13 protein-coding genes are annotated in these 17,636 nt (G+C 71.5%); 9 read left to right on the top strand and 4 right to left on the bottom strand.

Going from position 1 to position 17,636, the window contains the following annotated elements:
• Positions 1-215: 215 nt before the first annotated feature.
• Positions 216-1,676 carry an aminotransferase class V-fold PLP-dependent enzyme gene (locus OHS59_RS40965; RefSeq protein ID WP_328498401.1) on the top strand — a complete coding sequence of 487 codons (1,461 nt, stop codon included), beginning with the start codon at positions 216-218 and terminating at the stop codon, positions 1,674-1,676.
• 26 nt (positions 1,677-1,702) lie between these two features.
• On the opposite strand, the gene OHS59_RS40970 is transcribed toward OHS59_RS40965, so the two are convergent.
• Positions 1,703-3,469: an ATP-binding cassette domain-containing protein gene (locus OHS59_RS40970; RefSeq protein WP_328498402.1), complete on the bottom strand. Its 1,767-nt coding sequence runs from the start codon at positions 3,467-3,469 to the stop codon at positions 1,703-1,705.
• A 191-nt stretch (positions 3,470-3,660) separates the two neighbouring features.
• On the opposite strand from OHS59_RS40970, the gene OHS59_RS40975 reads away from it, so the two are divergent.
• The 6 genes from OHS59_RS40975 (at position 3,661) to OHS59_RS41000 (ending at position 12,729) form a co-directional block, all read left to right on the top strand.
• A complete protein-coding gene (locus OHS59_RS40975; protein WP_328498403.1) occupies positions 3,661-4,845 on the top strand; it encodes an ROK family transcriptional regulator in 1,185 nt (394 codons plus the stop codon).
• Positions 4,846-5,009: 164 nt separating this feature from the next.
• Positions 5,010-6,863: an alpha-galactosidase D gene (locus tag OHS59_RS40980; protein ID WP_328498404.1), complete on the top strand. Its 1,854-nt coding sequence runs from the start codon at positions 5,010-5,012 to the stop codon at positions 6,861-6,863.
• 40 nt (positions 6,864-6,903) lie between these two features.
• A complete protein-coding gene (locus OHS59_RS40985) occupies positions 6,904-9,279 on the top strand; it encodes a glycosyl hydrolase family 95 catalytic domain-containing protein (protein ID WP_328498405.1) in 2,376 nt (791 codons plus the stop codon).
• Positions 9,276-10,529, top strand: coding sequence for an SGNH/GDSL hydrolase family protein (locus OHS59_RS40990; protein ID WP_328498406.1), 1,254 nt, complete (start codon positions 9,276-9,278; stop codon positions 10,527-10,529). Before OHS59_RS40985 ends, OHS59_RS40990 begins: the two co-directional genes overlap by 4 nt.
• A gap of 126 nt (positions 10,530-10,655) precedes the next feature.
• Positions 10,656-11,807, top strand: coding sequence for a glycoside hydrolase family 88 protein (locus OHS59_RS40995; RefSeq protein WP_328498407.1), 1,152 nt, complete (start codon positions 10,656-10,658; stop codon positions 11,805-11,807).
• 73 nt (positions 11,808-11,880) lie between these two features.
• A complete protein-coding gene (locus tag OHS59_RS41000; RefSeq protein WP_328498408.1) occupies positions 11,881-12,729 on the top strand; it encodes a universal stress protein in 849 nt (282 codons plus the stop codon).
• Here the strand turns inward: OHS59_RS41000 and OHS59_RS41005 are convergent.
• Positions 12,690-13,973 carry a DUF4032 domain-containing protein gene (locus tag OHS59_RS41005; RefSeq protein ID WP_328498409.1) on the bottom strand — a complete coding sequence of 428 codons (1,284 nt, stop codon included), beginning with the start codon at positions 13,971-13,973 and terminating at the stop codon, positions 12,690-12,692. The genes OHS59_RS41000 and OHS59_RS41005 overlap by 40 nt on opposite strands.
• A gap of 363 nt (positions 13,974-14,336) precedes the next feature.
• Here OHS59_RS41005 and OHS59_RS41010 point away from each other — a divergent pair, with 363 nt between their 5' ends.
• Entirely contained in the window at positions 14,337-14,870 is a 534-nt protein-coding gene (locus OHS59_RS41010) for a hypothetical protein (protein WP_328498410.1), read from the top strand.
• A 23-nt stretch (positions 14,871-14,893) separates the two neighbouring features.
• On the opposite strand, the gene OHS59_RS41015 is transcribed toward OHS59_RS41010, so the two are convergent.
• Positions 14,894-15,892: a LysR family transcriptional regulator ArgP gene (locus tag OHS59_RS41015; protein WP_328498411.1), complete on the bottom strand. Its 999-nt coding sequence runs from the start codon at positions 15,890-15,892 to the stop codon at positions 14,894-14,896.
• Positions 15,893-15,959: 67 nt separating this feature from the next.
• On the opposite strand from OHS59_RS41015, the gene OHS59_RS41020 reads away from it, so the two are divergent.
• Positions 15,960-16,676 (top strand): LysE/ArgO family amino acid transporter, encoded by a 717-nt coding sequence (locus tag OHS59_RS41020; RefSeq protein WP_328498412.1) that lies wholly within the window; start codon positions 15,960-15,962, stop codon positions 16,674-16,676.
• Here OHS59_RS41020 and OHS59_RS41025 read toward each other — a convergent pair.
• On the bottom strand, positions 16,576-17,592 hold the full coding sequence (locus OHS59_RS41025; protein ID WP_328498413.1) for a DMT family transporter: 1,017 nt from the start codon (positions 17,590-17,592) through the stop codon (positions 16,576-16,578). The genes OHS59_RS41020 and OHS59_RS41025 overlap by 101 nt on opposite strands.
• Positions 17,593-17,636: the final 44 nt, after the last annotated feature.

Consider the following 17,636-nt stretch of genomic DNA (forward strand, 5'->3'; position numbering starts at 1 on the left):
CCCCGGACCCCCGCGACCGCGCGGCCGGACCATGATTCCCGTGTTGCCGGCCCATGATCCTGTGCGGCAGGGAGGAGCGGCGACGGGGCAGGCAGGAGGAGGGCGCGCCGATCGTCGGCAACCCCTTCCCGCCGGGGCCGATCGCAGCATGATGTGAGGAGAACCGTGTCCCGCCCTGGCACGCGGGGAGGGCCCGGCCTCATGGGGGAGGATCCGTGGACAGGACAGGGACCACCGGCCACATATCCGACGGCGACGCCCGCTCGGAGGATCTGGCGGAACTGAGAAGCCGGGAGTTCGGCCGTCTCGACGCCGACGGCCACACCTATCTCGACCACACGGGAGCCGGCCTCGCACCGGCCTCGCTCGTCCGGGGGAGCGCCGCGCGGATCACCGGTGGAGTCTTCGGGAACCCGCACTCCGAGAGCCCGGCCTCCCGGGCCTCGGGACAGCTGCTGGCCCGGGCACGCCGGGCGGTGCTCCGCCACTTCGACGCCGACCCGGCCGAGTACGCCGTGATCTTCACCCCGAACGCGACGGGTGCGCTGCGGCTGGTCGGCGAGGCGTACCCCTTCAGCCGCCGCAGCAGGCTGGTCATGCCGCTCGACAACCACAACTCGGTCAACGGCCTGCGGGAGTACGCCCGTTCGCGCGGCGCGCGCACCACGTACGTACCCGTGGGCGGCCAAGGCCTCCGCGTGGACGAACAGCGGCTGCGGGCCGCTCTGCCCGAGCGCGGACACGGTGTCGGCCGACGGCAACCGCGACCCGGCGAGCGCAGACAGGGGCTTCTCGCCTACCCGGCACAGAGCAACTTCACCGGCGTCCGGCATCCGCTCGCCTGGATCGCGGCGGCCCAGGCGCGCGGCTACGACGTCCTGCTCGACGCGGCCGCCTTCGTCCCCACCAACACCCTCGACCTGAGCCGGTACCACCCCGACTTCACGGTCGTCAGCTGGTACAAGGTCTTCGGCCACCCCACCGGCGTCGGCAGCCTGATCGCCCGCCGGGACGCGCTCGCCCGGCTGCGCCGGCCCTGGTTCTCCGGCGGCACGATCTACGCGGTCAGCGCGCAGGCGCAGTGGCACGTCCTCGCGGACGACGAGGCGGCCTTCGAGGACGGCACGGTCAACTTCCTCTCCATTCCCGACGTGACGGCCGGGCTGGAGTGGATCGACGGCATCGGCATGGACCGGGTGCACGCCCATGTGACCGCGCTGACCGGCCAACTCCTCTCAGGCCTGGGGTCGTTGCGGCACAGCGACGGCTCCCCGCTGGTCCGGGTGTACGGCCCGCGCGATCTCGTGGCCCGCGGCGGAACCGTCGCGCTCAACCTGCTGGACGCCGACGGTCAGGTCATCGACGAGCGGGTCGTCACCCGCGACAGCGCCGCGCGGGGCATCTCACTGCGCACGGGATGCTTCTGCAATCCGGGCGCGGGCGAGGCGGCCTTCGCCCTGCCGCTCCGCCGGCTGCGTTCGGCCGCCCGCCGCCGACTGGCCTCCCTGGAGGAGTACTTGGAGCTGCTGTCCCTGCCGTCGGCGGGCGCGGTGCGTGTCTCGCTCGGCCTGTCGTCACAGCCCAGGGACATCGACACGTTCCTGAGGTTCGTACGGGAGACCTACCGTGACCGGGTGCCGGGGGCGGCCGGCCTGGAGGCGAGGGAGGGCTGCTGACGGAAAACCCCCGGTGACACCCGGCCTCAGGCTCCAGCCCGGTCGCGCACGACACCGCCCCGGCACTTGCGCACCAGCACCGCCCATGTCGCGGCCAGGAACACCAGCGTGAACCCCGCCAGGATCAGCCAGCCGCGGCCCGCCGGACCGGCGAACGAGTCCCCGTACGAGTCGAGGAGCGGCGGGCCCAGGCGGGAGGCCCCGTCGCGCCACAGCGCTTCGAGCCCGACGCCGCTGCCGAGTGCTTCGAACGCCCAGCGGTTCGTCATCGCCCAGCTGATCGCCTCCCCGGCGCCCGTCATCCGGGGGACCGGCACGAAGGCCCCGGAGAACAGCACCTGAGGGAAGCACAGCAGCGGCAGCATCAGCGTCGCCTGCCCCGGATCGGTCACCGCGGCCGAGGCGAGCAGCCCCAGCGCGAGCGCCGCGGCCGAGGCCAGCACGCTCGACACGAACAGGGAGAGGTAGGTGTCCCAGCCCGCCGCGGGCAGCCGGTCCAGGGCGCGCAGCACGGCGAGCAGCAGGGCGTCCGCGGCGGCGAGCACGGGCAGCATGATCGTGAGCTTCGAGGAGACGTACGGGCCGATCTGCAGGCCCGCAAGCCATTCGCGGCGCAGCACGGGCAGTTCCGCGCAGATCTGCAGCAGCCCGTACGTCAGCCCGAAGAAGAAGGCCCCGAAGGCGATCCAGAACATGATCATCGCGGTCGATCCCGGGTCCGGGTCCGCCGGGTCGAAGGCCCCCGCACGGAACAGCACCGCGAACATGGCCACGATCATCACGGGTGAGCCCGCCAGCACGGCGACCGAGAGCCGGTTGTGCAGCAGCAGCGCGGTGCCCCGGCGGGTGAGCAGGGACCACTGCCGTACGGCACCGACGCGCTGCCGGGGGACGGGCCGCGCCGCCGGGCCGACGCGGGGGACACCCGTTCCGTCCGGCGCCGGTCCAGTGCGCGCGCCCTCGGGTCCGGCACCGACGGATACGGCACCCTCCGGTACGGCACGTTCGGACACGACGCCCTCGGCCACCACCCCGTACACGTCCTCGACCGTGTCCACGCCGAACGCATCGCACAGGGCGCCCGGTTCACCGGCGTACGCGACCTGCCCGCCGGGGGAGAGGAAGACGACCTGGTCGCCGCGGAGCAGATCGGCGAGGACATGGGTGGTCAGCACGATGGTGGTGCCGTCCTCGGCCAGTGAGCGCAGCGTCCGCAGCAGGGCGGCGCCGGTGACCGGATCGAGTCCGGAGGTCGGTTCGTCGAGGAACAGCGCCCGCGGTCCGGTGAGCAACTCGGCGGCGACACCGGCCCGTTTGCGCTCCCCACCGCTCAGCGCCCGCACGGGCGCGGCGGCCCGGTGGGACAGCCCCAGGGAGGCCAGGACCCGGTCCACGGCCGCGGTGACCGATGCGGCGGAGGTCGCCGGGGGCATGCGCAGACCCGCCGCGTACACCAGGGTCCGGTGCAGCGGGAGGTCCCGGTGCAGGATGTCCTCCTGCGGGACGAACCCGAACTCCGGCCCCGGCGGCCCCGGTCGGACACCGTTGTGCAGTACTGCCCCTGCGTCGGCGGCACGCAGCCCCGCCAGTGTCTCCAGCAGCACCGTCTTGCCCGCCCCGCTGCTGCCCGCGATCACGACGATCTCACCGGGAGCGGCGTCGAACGACACGTCGTGCAGCACGCGTCCCGTCCCGCGCACCCGCTGAGTGACCCGACGGGCCTGGATCCGCAGGCCGTCGACACGGGCGCGCGGCGGGGAGACGGACGGACGCGGTCCTGTCGGTGTCGGCATGGAGGCAGCATGCCAGGGGGCCGCCGTCGGCGGGCCCGCTCCGAAGAGCGGAACCATCACGTCCTTCGTTCATCGGGCAACTCGGCTCTTGACGCACATATTTGCAGGCTGAAGTGGCCTTGCCGCCTGGCTTAAAACGATCTTTGTTTCTTTCATTGACGGCGGAAAAGAATCAACCTAGGTTCCGGGGCATGCGCTCGACTCCTCGCACCGAGGCGTTCCCGGCCCACACGCCGGCCGCTGCCCAGATCTTCACCACCGTGCTGTCCCACGGTCCGCTCACCCGGTCCGACATGGCCGGCCGGGCGGAGCTGTCGGCCGCCGCCGTCACCAAGGCGGTCCGGCCCCTGATCGAGGCCGGATACCTGGTGGAGGAGGCAGGGGACGAGACGCGTCCCTCGCTGGGACGGCCCGCCAACTCCGTGCGGGTGGACGGCGGTCGGGCCCTGTTCATCGGCGTCAAGGTGACCGGCGACGAGATCATCGCCGTACTGACGGACCTGTGCTGCCGGATCAGGGTCGCCCGCCATGTGCCCCTGCGGGCCCGCGAACCGCAGCCCGTGCTGACCGCCATCGCCGCCCTCGTCCACGAGCTTCTCGCGGAGGCCGACGGGTTCGGGGTCCAGGTCCAGGGGATCGGCGTCGCCGTCTCCGGTGACGTGGACCGGGCCGCGGGAGAGGTCCGCCTCTCACCCTTCCTCGAATGGCGCGACCTGCCCCTCGCGGAGCTGGTGGAGATGACGACCGGCCTCCCGGTCACCGTCGACAACGACGTCCGGGCCCTGACCGTCGCCGAGCAGTGGTTCGGCGCGGGCGTCGGCCTCTCCGACTTCGCCGTGGTCACGGTGGGAGCGGGCATCGGCTGCGGCCTGGTCGTCCACGGGCGGGTCGTCTCGGGAGCGCACGGCGTCGCGGGGGAGATCGGGCACGTGGTCATCGACCCCACGGGCCCGCTCTGCCACTGCGGGAACCGGGGCTGCGCGGAGGCGATCGCCGCCGATCCCGCGATCGTCACCGCGGTACGCGACGCGACGGGCCTCCCGGTGGCCGACGCGGCGCAGGCCGTCGACCTGGCCCGCAAGGGAGACCCCGGCGCACGGGAGGTCTACGCGCGGGCCGGGGACGCGATCGGCCGGGCCATCGCGACCGTGGCCAACCTGATGGGACCCGAACGCGTGATCATCTCCGGTGAGGGCCTCGCGGCCTACGACCTGTTCGCCGAGCAGATCCGCGACGCCTTCGCCGCCTCCGCCTTCGGCACGGCCGCCCGCTGCGACCTGCTGACACGGCCCCTGCCCTTCGACGAGTGGGCCCGCGGCGCCGCGGCCACCGCGATCCAGTCCTTCATCGGCGGCCCGACCCGCGGCCCGGGATGAGCCACCGCCTCTTACGCAGGCTCGGCGACTGCCCGACATGGCAGGGCAGTCGCCGAGCCGCCGCGCCCAGCACCTCCGCCACCACCCACCGCACCCCTTCAGATCCCCGCACGCACAGCCTCACACCCCCGCACAGCCCAACCCCCTCACTGGAGGTCCGACCCATGCGGTCATCCTCGTACGCACACATGGCCCCCGCCCGCCGCTCACTGAGAGCCTTCCTCGTCCTGGCGCTGACCGCCGCGACGGCCGCGGCCCTCCCGTCGGCACAGGCGGCCACTCCCGGCGCCGACCAGCTCTCCACCTCGACCGCGTCAGCCGCTGCGTCAGCCGCCACGTCGGCCCTCGCGGCCAAGCCGTACATGGGCTGGTCGAGTTGGAGCATGCAGTCCTCGAAGTACCCGGGCCTCAACCCCGACGGCGACTACAGCTACCTCACCGAGAAGAACGTCCTCAAGCAGGCGGACGCGCTGGCGGCCAAGCTCAAGCCGTTCGGTTACGAGTACGTCAACCTCGACGCCGGCTGGTGGATGGACCAGGCATGGAAGCCCGGCTTCGACGAGTACGGCCGCCAGAAGGCGGACCCGGGGCGCTTCCCGCGCGGTATGAAGCCCGTCGCCGACCACATCCACGGCAAGGGCCTCAAGGCCGGCATCTATCTGCCGGTCGGTCTCCAGAAGGAGGCGTACGGCGAGGGCAAGGTGCCGATCTGGAACGCCGGTGACTGCACGACCGCCGACATCGTGTACGGCGACCTGCGCACCACCAACGGCTGGGACAGCGCATACAAGATCGACTTCTCCGATCCCTGCGCGCAGAAGTACGTCGACTCGCAGGCCCGGCTCTTCGCCGACTGGGGCTACGACTTCCTGAAACTGGACGGCGTCGGACCGGGGTCCGGCAAGAACGGCGACCAGTACGACAACGTTGCCGACGTCGCCGCCTGGAACAAGGCCATCGCCGCCACCGGCCGGCCCATCCACCTGGAGGTGTCCTGGTCGCTGGACATCGGCCGGGTCGCCGACTGGAAGAAGTATTCCAACGGCTGGCGCATCGACACCGACGTCGAGTGCTACTGCAACACCCTTGTCAGCTGGGAGAACTCGGTCGACGACCGCTGGGACGACCTCCCCGGCTGGACCCGGCACGCGGGCCCCGGCGGCTGGAACGACCTGGACTCCCTGGATGTCGGCAACGGCGAGATGGACGGCCTCACCAAGGCGGAACGCCAGAGCTACGCGACCCTGTGGGCCATCGCCAAGTCTCCGCTCTACACCGGTGACGACCTGACCAAGCTCGACTCCTACGGTGTGTCCCTGCTGACCAACCGCGAGGTCATCGCCCTCAACCAGGGCAGCACGCCCCCTGCCCGCCCGATCACGTCGTCGAACCCGCAGCAGGTGTGGGCGTCCAAGAACGCCGACGGCAGCTACACCGTGGCCCTGTTCAACCTCGACGACAAGCCCGCCGCGGTCTCCGCCGACTGGGCCGCCCTCGGCTTCACCGGCAAGGCCGCCGTACGGGACCTGTGGAACCGCGAGAACCTCGGCACGTACAAGGACAAGGTGACGCAGGCGCTGCCCGCGCACGGCTCCCGGCTGTTCACCGTGACCCCGCGCGGCGCCGCGCTCGCCACGACCGGTTACGAGGCCGAGGCCGCCGCCAACACGCTCAGCGGCAACGCCTCCGTGGCCGACTGCTCGGCCTGCTCGGGCGGCAGGAAGGTCGGCAACCTCTACGTCGGCGGCAAGCTCCGCTTCAACGACATAGTCGTCGACAAGGCCGGCACGTACCAGGTGCGGGTCGCCTACGTCAGCGGTGACCCCCGCTCCGTCGAGGTCTCCGCGAACGGCAACGGCTCGACGAGTCACAAGTTCCCCTCCACCGGGGACTGGGGGACCGCCGAGACCGTCAGCGTGCCCGTCTCGCTCAAGGCCGGCGCCAACACGATCACCTTCGACAGCGGCTCCGGCTACGCCCCGGACATCGACCGCATCGGCGTACCGAAGTCGTCCTGATCGCTGTTCTCCTCACCTCTCTTCCCCCTGGAGCCGCACCATGGACAAGAGCCGCCCCGCCGAGCCCAGCAGACGAAGACTCCTCTCCCTCGCCGCGGCGACCGGTGTCGCCGCAGCCCTCGGCGGCCTGCCCGCCTTCACCGCGTCCGCCGCGCCGCAACGGCCCGCCGACTCGTCGCTCCCGAAGGGGAGTTCGCGGGATCGGCTGTGGTGGCAGGCGCCCGCCGACGAGCACTCGATGATCGAGCAGGGCCTGCCCATCGGCAACGGCCGCCTCGGCGCCCTCGCGAGCAACGACCCCGGCCGTGAGCTGCTGCTCATCACCGACGCCACCATGTGGACCGGCGGACTCAACGACACCCTCGACTCCGACGGTCAATTCCCCTACAGCCGCGACGACTTCGGCTCCTTCACCCTGCTCGGCCGCCTCACCGTCGACATCCCGGACCACGACCTGTCCGCCGTCTCCGGCTACCGGCGCACCCTGGACCTCGCCCAGGGCGTGGTCGGCACGTCGTACGTGCGCTCCGGAGTCACGTACGAGCGGCGGGTCTTCGCGAGCCGACCCGACGACGCGATCGTCCTGCACTTCACCCAGAGGGGCGGTGGCCGCTACACCGGCAGTGTGACCCTGGACGGGACGCACGGAGAGACCGTCCGGGGCACCTCCTTCGGGGCCGCCTTCCCGAACGGGCTGCGCTACGGGGCGGCCGTGAAGGCGTACGGGACCGGTGGCAGTGTCCGGGTGAAGGGTGCGCTGGTCGAGTTCACCGGGTGCAAGGACCTCACCGTGGTGGTGAGCGGCGGCACCAACTACGCGCCCGACGCGTCGGCCCACTTCCGCGATCCGTCCCTCGACCCGGAGAAGCTGGCCCGCGCCAAGGTCGCCGCCGCGGCGGCCCACTCGGCGGACACGCTCCTGCACACCCATGTGGCCGACCACCGCGCCCTGTTCGAGCAGATGGAACTCTCCCTCGGTACCTCGTCCGCCGACCAGCGCGCCCTGGACACCTGGGAGCGGATCAGGGCGCGGGCCCTGGACGACACGCCCGACCCTGAACTGGAGGCCTCCTACCTGCAGTTCGGCCGCTATCTGATGATCTCCGGATCCCGTGGCAGCCTCCCGCTGAACCTCCAGGGGCTGTGGCTGGACGGCAACGACCCGGACTGGATGGGCGACTACCACACCGACATCAACATCCAGATGAACTACTGGATGGCCGACCGGGCGGGCCTGTCCCAGAGCTTCGACGCGCTCACCGACTACTGCCTCGCGCAGTTCCCCTCCTGGAAGAAACTCACCCACGACCTCTTCAACGACCCCCGCAACCGCTACCGCAACTCCACCGGGAAGGTCGCCGGCTGGGCCGTGGCCTTCTCCACCAACATCCATGGCGGAAGCGGCTGGTGGTGGCATCCGGCGGGCAACGCCTGGCTGTGCGCGAGCCTGTGGGAGCACTACGAGTTCACCCGGTCGCGCTCCCATCTGGCCAGGATCTACCCGCTCCTGAAGAGCGCGTGCGAGTTCTGGGAGGCGCGGCTGATCACCACGACACTCCCCGGCACCTCGCGGGAGGTGCTCATCGACGACCGCGACTGGTCGCCCGAGCACGGCCCGCAGGACGCCATGGGCATCACCTACGCGCAGGAACTGGTGTGGGCGCTCTTCGACAACTACCGCACGGCGGCAAGGGAGTTGAAGAAGGACTCCGCCTACGCGAAGACCATCGGCGGCCTCCAGGAGCGGCTGTATCTGCCGAAGGTCAGTCCCACGACGGGCTGGCTGGAGGAGTGGATGTCACCCGACAACCTCGGCGAGACCACCCACCGGCATCTCTCCCCGCTCATCGGACTCTTCCCCGGCGACCGCATCCGGCCCGACGACTCCACCCCGCCCGAGATCGTCAAGGGCGCGACGGCCCTGCTCACCGCGCGCGGCATGGAGAGCTTCGGCTGGGCCAACGCCTGGCGCAGCCTGTGCTGGGCCCGGCTCAAGAACGCGGAGAACGCCTACCAGCTGATCGTCAACAACCTCCGCCCGTCCATCGACGGCGGCAACGGCTCCGCACCGAACCTCTTCGACATCTACGAGGTCGAGAAGGGCCGCGGCATCTTCCAGATCGACGCCAACTTCGGTACGCCCGCGGCGATGATCGAGATGCTGGTGTACTCCCGCCCGGGCCACCTGGAACTGCTCCCGGCCCTGCCCGACGCATGGGCGAAGTCCGGTTCCGTCACGGGGGTCGGCGCCCGCGGAGGCTTCGTCGTCGACCTGCGCTGGCGCGAGGGCAAACCGACCGAGGCGCGGATCCGCAGCGTCGGCGGCCGGACGACCACGGTCGCGTACGGGGACTCGTCCCGCACGGTGACCCTGAAGCCCGGCGCCTCCGTCACCCTGCGGGACTTCGCCCGATGACGGCCCGCGCCGCCCGAACGGGCCGAGGGGGCAGAGCGGGCCGCCTCGTGGCTCCGGTGGCCCTGCTGGTGATCGCCGCCGCCGTGCAGACCACTCCCGCGACCGCCGCCCCGGCTGCCGCCGGCCGGCACGACGTGGTCACCTGGGGCGCGAGCGCGGACCGGGTGGGGGATGCCGTCGCCGACCGCAGCTACCGCCTGATCGTGCGCACCAGCGTGGCGGGGGACAACCTGCGCGTCCGGCTCTCCAACGCCCTCGGGGACCGGCCGCTGACCTTCGACAGCGCCTACGCCGGCCTCAGGAAGTCCGGTGCGGAACTGGTCCCGGGCACCAACAAGCGGCTGACCTTCGGCGGCACTCGCTCCGTCACGATCCCGGCGGGTGCCACGGCGTACAGCGATCCGCTGCCCGGCAGGCTGCCCGCCGCGGCCGACCTGGTCGTCAGCGTGCACACGCGGACGGCGGGCGGTCCGGCGACCGGCCACGGCATGGCGATGCAGACGTCGTACGCGGCGACCGGCGACCACACGGGGGAGGACGGGGCGGCCAACTGGACCGAGCGCACCGGCTCCTGGTTCTACCTCGACGCGGTCACCGTACGCACGAACTCCGCCGTCGGTGCGGTGGTCGCGCTCGGGGACTCCATCACGGACGGCTGGCAGTCCAGCGGCGACCTGAACCGCCGCTGGCCCGACTATCTCGCCCGCCGACTGGGCGCGACGAACAGTCCGGTCAAGGGAGTCGCCAACGAGGGGATCTCCGGGAACAAGGTCCTCGCGGACGGCGCCGGACAGAGCGCCCTCAACCGGCTCGACCGTGACGTCCTGTCCCACCCGGGCGTCCGGACGGTCTTCCTCTTCGAGGGCGTCAACGACATCAAGGCGCACACGGGCGTCACGGGCGCCGACATGATCGCGGGCTACCGGGAGATCATCGCCCGCGCCCACGAGGCCGGGAAGTGTGTCGTCGGTGCCACCGTCGCGCCCTTCAAGGGCTGGTCCGAGTGGGACGCCGCCGCCGAATCCGTACGCCAGGAGGTCAACGGGTTCATCAGGAGCAGCGGGGAGTTCGACGCGGTCACCGACTTCGACCGCATTCTCCGCAGCCCATACGACCACGAGCGCATCATGCCCGTATTCGACGGTGGTGACCGGCTGCATCCCAACGACAAGGGCATGCAGGCGATGGCCGACTCGGTCGACCTCGACAGCCTGCGCTGCGACCGGTCGTCCGCGACGGATGTCCCCTGATGTGAACTACGTCCGGTGATCTGAACTTGACTTGGTTCAGGCCAAGTTGACCAAGTCGAGTTCGGGCCGTGGACACCGCTGGTGCGGGAGTTCAGGATGTGCTTCACATGGAGAGGAGTCGTTCACATGGATAGACGCCAGCTGCTGGTCGGCGGTGCCGCTCTCTCGGCCTCCGCCGCTCTGCTCCCCACGTCCGCGTCCGCCGCAGAAGCTCCCGCACCCCCCTCGCGCCTCGCGCCGCCCCTCCCGTCCAGAGCCGCCATCACCCGGGACCTGCGCCGGGTCGCCGACCACTGGATCAGCGCCCACACGGACCCCGGCGACAACGGCTGGGCCAACGCCACGTTCTTCAGCGGGCTGCTCGCCCTGCACCGGCTGACCGGCAGCACCCGCTACCTCGCGTACGCACGCGGCTGGGCCGAGAAGCACGCGTACGGGCTGCGGAGCGGCGTGACGACCCGGCACGCAGACAACCACAACGCCGGACAGGCCTACCTCGATCTCTACGAGATCGAGCCGGAGGCGCAGAAACTCGCCGCGATCGAGGAGTCCCTGCACCGCATGGTGTACACGGACCAGCCGGCGAAGAACGACGACTGGTGGTGGGACGACGCCCTCCACATGGCCATGCCGCCGTTCGCCCGCATCGGCGCCCTGCGCAAGGACCCCCAGTACTGGGAGAAGGTGTACGCCCTCTACCACCACACCAAGCGCGTCGAGGGCGGTCCCGGCCTCCACGACACCGCCACCGGCCTCTGGTACCGCGACAAGCGGTTCCTGCCCGGCGGCATCCTGTCCCCCTCGGGCAAACCGGTGGTCTGGTCGCGGGGCAACGGCTGGGTGGCGGGCGGACACGTCAAGACCCTCAAGGCCCTGCCGGGCAGCGAACGGCACACCGCCGAGTACCGGGAGACCTTGACGAGGCTGGTCACCGCCCTGGCCGGCGTGCAGCGCGCGGACGGCTTCTGGAACGTCAACCTCGCCGACGACGCGCACCTGCCGGGACCCGAGACGAGCGGCACGTCCTTCTTCGTCTTCGGCACGGCCTACGCGATCCGCTCCCGGCTCGTGACCCGGTCCGCTTTCCTGCCGGTGGCCGCCCGGGCGTGGCAGGGCCTGATCACCACGGCCGTCCACCCCGACGGATTCCTCGGCTACGTCCAGAACGTGGGCGACCGCCCGGAGTCCAGCCAGCCCGTCACCTACGACACCACGTCGGACTTCGGCGTCGGCGCCTTCCTCCTCGCCGGCACCGAACTCGCCCTGCTGGCAGGCTGACGGCACCGCCGCGCGGGTGGGCGGGGCCGCTGGGTAGCGTGGGCACCTCGACCGACGCTACGGAGGCCATCACATGACCCGCCCGATCACCGTGGGAGCAGACGGTACCGCCGAATCCCTGGCCGCCGTGCACTGGGCGGCCAGGGAAGCGGTACGCCGGGACCTTCCGCTGCGCATCGTGCACGCCTGGGAGAAGTCCGACCGCGAGGACGGGGCGGTCGACGCCCGGGAGGCGCTGACGCGGATCGCGGGCGAAGTCACCGCCCGCCACCCCGACCTGACGGTGACCACCGACCTCATCGACGGAGGCCCGGTCGAGGCGCTGATCGCGGCTGCGGCCGAGGGCACGACCCTGGTGCTCGGCTCGCGCGGCCAGGGAGCGATCGTCGGCTTCCTGCTCGGCTCCGTGGGCCAGCAGGTCATCGCCGAGTCCACGCGGCCCGTCGTTCTCGTACGCGCCGGGGACCAGCCGGAGTCGGAGGCGGGCGGCCGGGAGGTCGTCGTCGGCCAGCAGGGCGGCCCGGACGACAGCGCGGCCACCCTCGGGTACGCCTTCGAGGCGGCGGCGGCACGTGGCGCCGCCCTGCGCGTCGTAAGGGCCTGGGCGCTGCCCACCGTCTTCACCTACAGCCCCGCCTCGCTGGCGCTCGCCGACGAGGCCGGTGGCCTGGAACAGTACGAGAGGAAGGCGCTCGCGGAGGTGCTGCAGCCGTGGCTGGAGCGCTTCCCGGACGTGCAGGTGACCCAGCAGATCGAGATGGGCAGCGCGGGCGAGGTGCTGCTCTCGGTGGCGGCCCGGGCCCAGCTGATGGTGGTCGGCCGGCGCGCGCACCGCTCGGCCGTGGGCTCACGGATCGGTTCGGTCGCCCACGCGGTCGTCCATCACGCGCCCTCCCCGGTGGCGGTCGTCCCGCCGGCCTGAGCCTCCGCCCCGCCGCCCGTCGCGGGCGACAGCGTGTCCCGCATCGTGGGCAGGATGTTCGTGACGTAGTCCCGGACGACCGTGTCCAGGTCGATGTCGTGCTGCGCCCGCTCGGACAGGTACCAGCGGTGTTCGAGCAGCTCGTGATAAAGCTCGGCGGGGTCCATGGAGCCGCGCAGGTCCAGCGGTATGGCCCGCACGGTGGGCCGGAAGACGTCCCGGACCCACCGGTGGGCGAGGACTTCGGGCCGGGCGGCCGTGGGATCGCCCGGCGCGTAGTCGTCCTGGGTGGCCATCCAGCTCTCCAGGTCGTTCAGCAGCCGTCGCGCCTGGTTCTCCTCGGTGTCGAGCCCCGTCAGCCGCAGCAACTGGCGCTGATGGTGGCCCGCGTCGACGACCTTCGGCACGAACGTGACGGTGTCGCCGTTCGAGGAGTGCGCGATCTGCATCTCGGCGACGTCGAAGCCGAGTTCGTTGAGGCGACGGATCCGGCGGTCGATGTAGTGGTGCTTGCCCGCCGGGTACACGGATGTGCGGGTCAGCTCCTGCCACAGCCCGTCGTAGCGCTTGCAGATCTCCATGCCGAACTCGATCGGGTCGACGGACGGGTGCAGCGCCCCCGAGGCCTCCAGGTCCAGCAGCTCCCCGCTGATGTTGACACGTGCCAGATCGAGGTCGTACTCCCGCTGCCCCGGGCTCAGTTGCGGATGCACCTCGCCGGTCTCGGCGTCGACGAGATAGGCGGCGTACGCCCCGGCGTCCCGGCGGAACAGCGTGTTGGACAGCGAACAGTCGCCCCAGGCGAACCCCGCGAGATGCAGCCGGACCAGCAGCACGGCCAGCGCGTCCATGAGGCGGTGCATGGTGGCGGGCCGCATGGTCGTCTCGAACATCGACCGGTAGGGCATCGAGCCGCCCAGGTGCCGGGTGATGAGTACGGACTCCAGCGGATCGCCGGCCCCGTCGGTGCGGCCGGTGACCACGGCGAGGGGGTCCACCGACGGGATGTTCAGCCGGTCGAGACCGCGCAGCAGCTCGTACTCGCGCAGGGCGGGCCGTTCGGCCAGTTCCTTGACCGCCACGACCTCCGTACCGGCGCGCGCGTACCGCACCACGTGCCGGGAGATGCCCCGCGGCAACGGCACCAGATAGTGCTCCGGCCACTCCTCCAGAGGGATGTCCCAGGGCAGGTCGAGCAGGAGCGCGGGATGCTCCGGGTTGGTGGCGCTGATCTGCAATGCCATCGCTCGCTCGCCCTGCCTCACGGTCGGCCGTCATGTCGCAGGAGCATCTCCGCACCTGAACGGTCCCTTCGTCAACACGCCCGTCCGATTTGTCAGCAGTCGGGGGTGCCCCGGACGTGTCCGGACCGGCCGGTCGGCGTCCGGCGCCGCGCACCTCGATGGGACCGTCCGGACCGGGTCGCGGAACGTGATGTGCAGCACGCCGGGACGACCCTCGTGACGCCTGGGAAGGGGGTTCCCGCTGCGCACGGCTTGATCGGCGATCAAGTGGGGCAAAATCCCTGGCCAATGCCCATTCTGCTCATTTGACACCCCGTCGCCCGCCCAGATAGGAAGCAGCCCTCTGAGGTCGAGAGGTGGACCGTGTACGAGCCGAATGTGGTCGGTGACTGGCAGGAGTACGACGACGAGCATGCCGGCCTGCGCGTTCGCGTCCATGGTCTGGAGAAGGCCGAGCCGCCGCGCGGGCGCGACGACGCGGCCGAGGGCCTGGTCTACTTCCGATTCCGGGTGACCGTCGAGAACCGTACGACGGAACATTTCGGTATCCATCTCGAAGACGGCCAACTCGACGTCCGTGTCGGTACCGACGGCGAGAGCGCGTTCCTGGACTGGCGCAACTCCCAGTTCATCGAGGGCTTCGACGTCTATCCGCTGCGCCGGGTCACCTCCGTCCTGCACGCCGCCGCCCCGGAGAACTGCCTCTCCCTGGTGGACATCCAGGTGCAGTTGAAGGTCGACGACGAGTGGACCGAGCGGTACCTGTGGTCGGGCGGCCTCGGCGCGCACGACTCGGCCGTGGGGGTCGGCGCCCGCCCCGACTCCGCGATGGACAGCCTCGCCGCCCAGGTGATCAGCTTCCTTGAGCGCGAAGCGGGGCCAGGCCCGGCGTCCTGAGACCTGTTTCGTTCTGCGGGGATTCAGCCGGCCGCGCCGCCGTCCAGGGCCTCGGCGGCCTCCGCGGAGACGGCCTCGGCGACGGCCGCCAGCGCCGGGAAGTCGAGTTTCCACTGCTGCCAGAACAGGGGAACGTCGATCCGCCGGTCCGGCGCGAGACGGACGAGACGCCCCGCGCGGAGCAGGGGCTCCGCCTGCACCTCGGGAACCATGCCCCAGCCCATCCCGGCGGCGACGGCCTCGACGAAGCCCTCGGAGGTCGGCACGAGATGCCGCACCGGACTCGCGCCGCGAGGGCCGTGCGGGGCGACCGGGGCGTGCGGATCGTGCGAGGTGTGCGGGGCGGCCGGGCTGTGAGGCCCGCCGTGCGGCTCCCGTACGAGGTGGCGGACGAACGCGTCCTGGAGATCGTCCCGCCGGTCGAAGGTCACCACCGGCGCGTCGGCGACGGCCTCCCGCAGTGACGTGCCGGGCCGGCCGCCGAACCACCGCGCGGCGAAGGCGGGGCTCGCCACCGGGACGTACCGCATACGGCCCAGACTGCGCACGGAGCAGCCCGTCACCGCGTCCGGCGACGAGGTGACGGCCGCCATCACGAGCCCCTCGCGCAGCAGCGCGGCCGTGTGGTCCTGGTCCTCGCGCCGCAGTTCCCAGCAGACGGGCAGATCCTCGGGCACGCGTGCGAGGGCGGGCAGGAACCAGGTCGCCAGCGAGTCGGAGTTCACCGCGATCGACAGCCGGGTCGGCTCCCCGGCGCCGGACATGCCCAGCTCGGCCCGGGTGTCCTGCTCCAGCCGGGCCAGCCGGCGGGCGAAGCGCACCACGGCCTCGCCGGACTCGGTCGGCCGGACGGGCTTCGTGCGCATCAACAGCACGCGACCCGTGCGCTGTTCGAGAGCCTTGACCCGTTGGCTCACCGCTGAGGGTGTCACGTGGAGCACGGCAGCCGCGGCGTCGAAGGTGCCCTCGTCCACGACGGTCAGCAGGGTCCGTACCTGGTCGAGCGGAAGGTCTGTCATCACGAACGCTAAGGATACGTAAGAATCTTTAGCTGTACTTTTCCAAAGGTGGCTTCCTAGCGTGGACGCCGTGAACAGTGCTCTGACCGCCACGGCCGCCGGGTTCGGCACCGGCCTCTCCTTGATCGTCGCCATCGGCGCACAGAACGCCTTCGTCCTGCGCCAGGGCGTCCGCCGGGACGCGGTGCTCGCCGTGGTGGCCATCTGCGCCCTGTCGGACGCGGCGCTCATCACGCTGGGCGTCGGCGGTGTCGGCGCGGCCGTGGTGGCCTGGCCCTCGGTACTCACCGCGGTCGGACTGATCGGCGGACTCTTCCTGATCGGATACGGCTGTCTGGCCGCGCGCCGGGTCCTGCGGCCCTCGGCGCTGACCGTGGAGGCGGGGACGGCGGATGCCGCCGGATCGGCAGGCGTGAAGGTGGCGGCGGGTGCCGCCGGATCGGCAGGCGTGAAGGTGGCGGGTGCCGTGGGAACGGCGGTTGTGGTCGGGACGCCGGGCTCGCGACGGCGGGCCGTGCTCACCTGCCTGGCGATGACCTGGCTGAACCCGCACGTCTATCTGGACACCGTGTTCCTGCTCGGTTCCATCGCGGCCGACCGCGGGCCCTGGCGCTGGACCTTCGGCCTCGGCGCGGTGCTCGCCAGCCTGGTCTGGTTCGCCGCGCTCGGCTTCGGCGCCCGGCTGCTCAGCCCTCTCCTGGCCCGGCCGTCGGCGTGGCGGGTACTGGACGCTCTGATCGCCGTGACGATGATCGTGCTCGGTGCCACGCTGATCGCCGGGGTGTGAGCGGGCCGACCGCCGCGGTACACCGGCGGCCGCTCCGGTCACCTCGGGCGCCACGATCGCCCCGGTGCACGACGGCGACGGCCAGCAGCCCGAGCGCGAGGCCCGCCACCGTCTGCGTGCCGAACGGCTCGCCGAACATCAGCGCGCCCCACACGGCCGTGACGGGAGCCATCAGGAACATGAGGGTGTTGACCTTGGTCACCCCGGAGCGCCTGAGGATCAGCCAGTACAGCCCGTACCCGCCGAACGTGGAGAGCGTCACGAGCCACACCACCGCGGTCCAGAAGGAGCCGTCCGCCGGAGGCGTCAGACCTCCGGTGGCGGCGGCGAGCGCCGTGAACACGACGGCACTGGTGAGGGCGTGCACGGTCATCGACACCATCGGGCGGATGTCCGTGCGCGACCTGCGGTCCAGGAACGTCGCCGCGACCATGCTGAGCATGCCGAGGAACGGCACGAGGTACGCCCACCACGCGACGCCCGTCGCGGCGCCCGCGTCGGCCGTGGTGACGACGGCGACACCGGCCACGCCCAGCCCCAGCCCGAGCCACTGCGTGCGCGACACCGCCAGGCCCAGCAGCGGCCCGGCCAGCGCTCCGGCCACCAGTGGCTGCGTACCGTCGATGAGGGCCGTCGTCCCGCTGGAGACGCCCAGTTCGATCGCGTAGTACACGGTCAGCAGGTAGCCGCTCTGCGACAGCACTCCGACGCCGGCCTGCCGGAGCAGGTCACGGGCTCCCAGGCCGCGCCAGGAGGACCGGGCGGCGGTCAGGGCGACGACGCCGAGGACGAGGGCCAGTGGCAGGAAGCGCCACATGAGGAGGGTGACCGTCGAGGCGCTGCCCGACCCGAGCTTGGCCCCGATGAAGCCGGAGCTCCAGGCCCCCACGAACGCGATCGACAGAAGGATGTTCACGGCGCCGCTCACCTCCAGAGGTGGTTGGCCGCTCTCGCTCCGGA

This window comes from Streptomyces sp. NBC_00414 (assembly GCF_036038375.1).
Classification (GTDB): domain Bacteria; phylum Actinomycetota; class Actinomycetes; order Streptomycetales; family Streptomycetaceae; genus Streptomyces.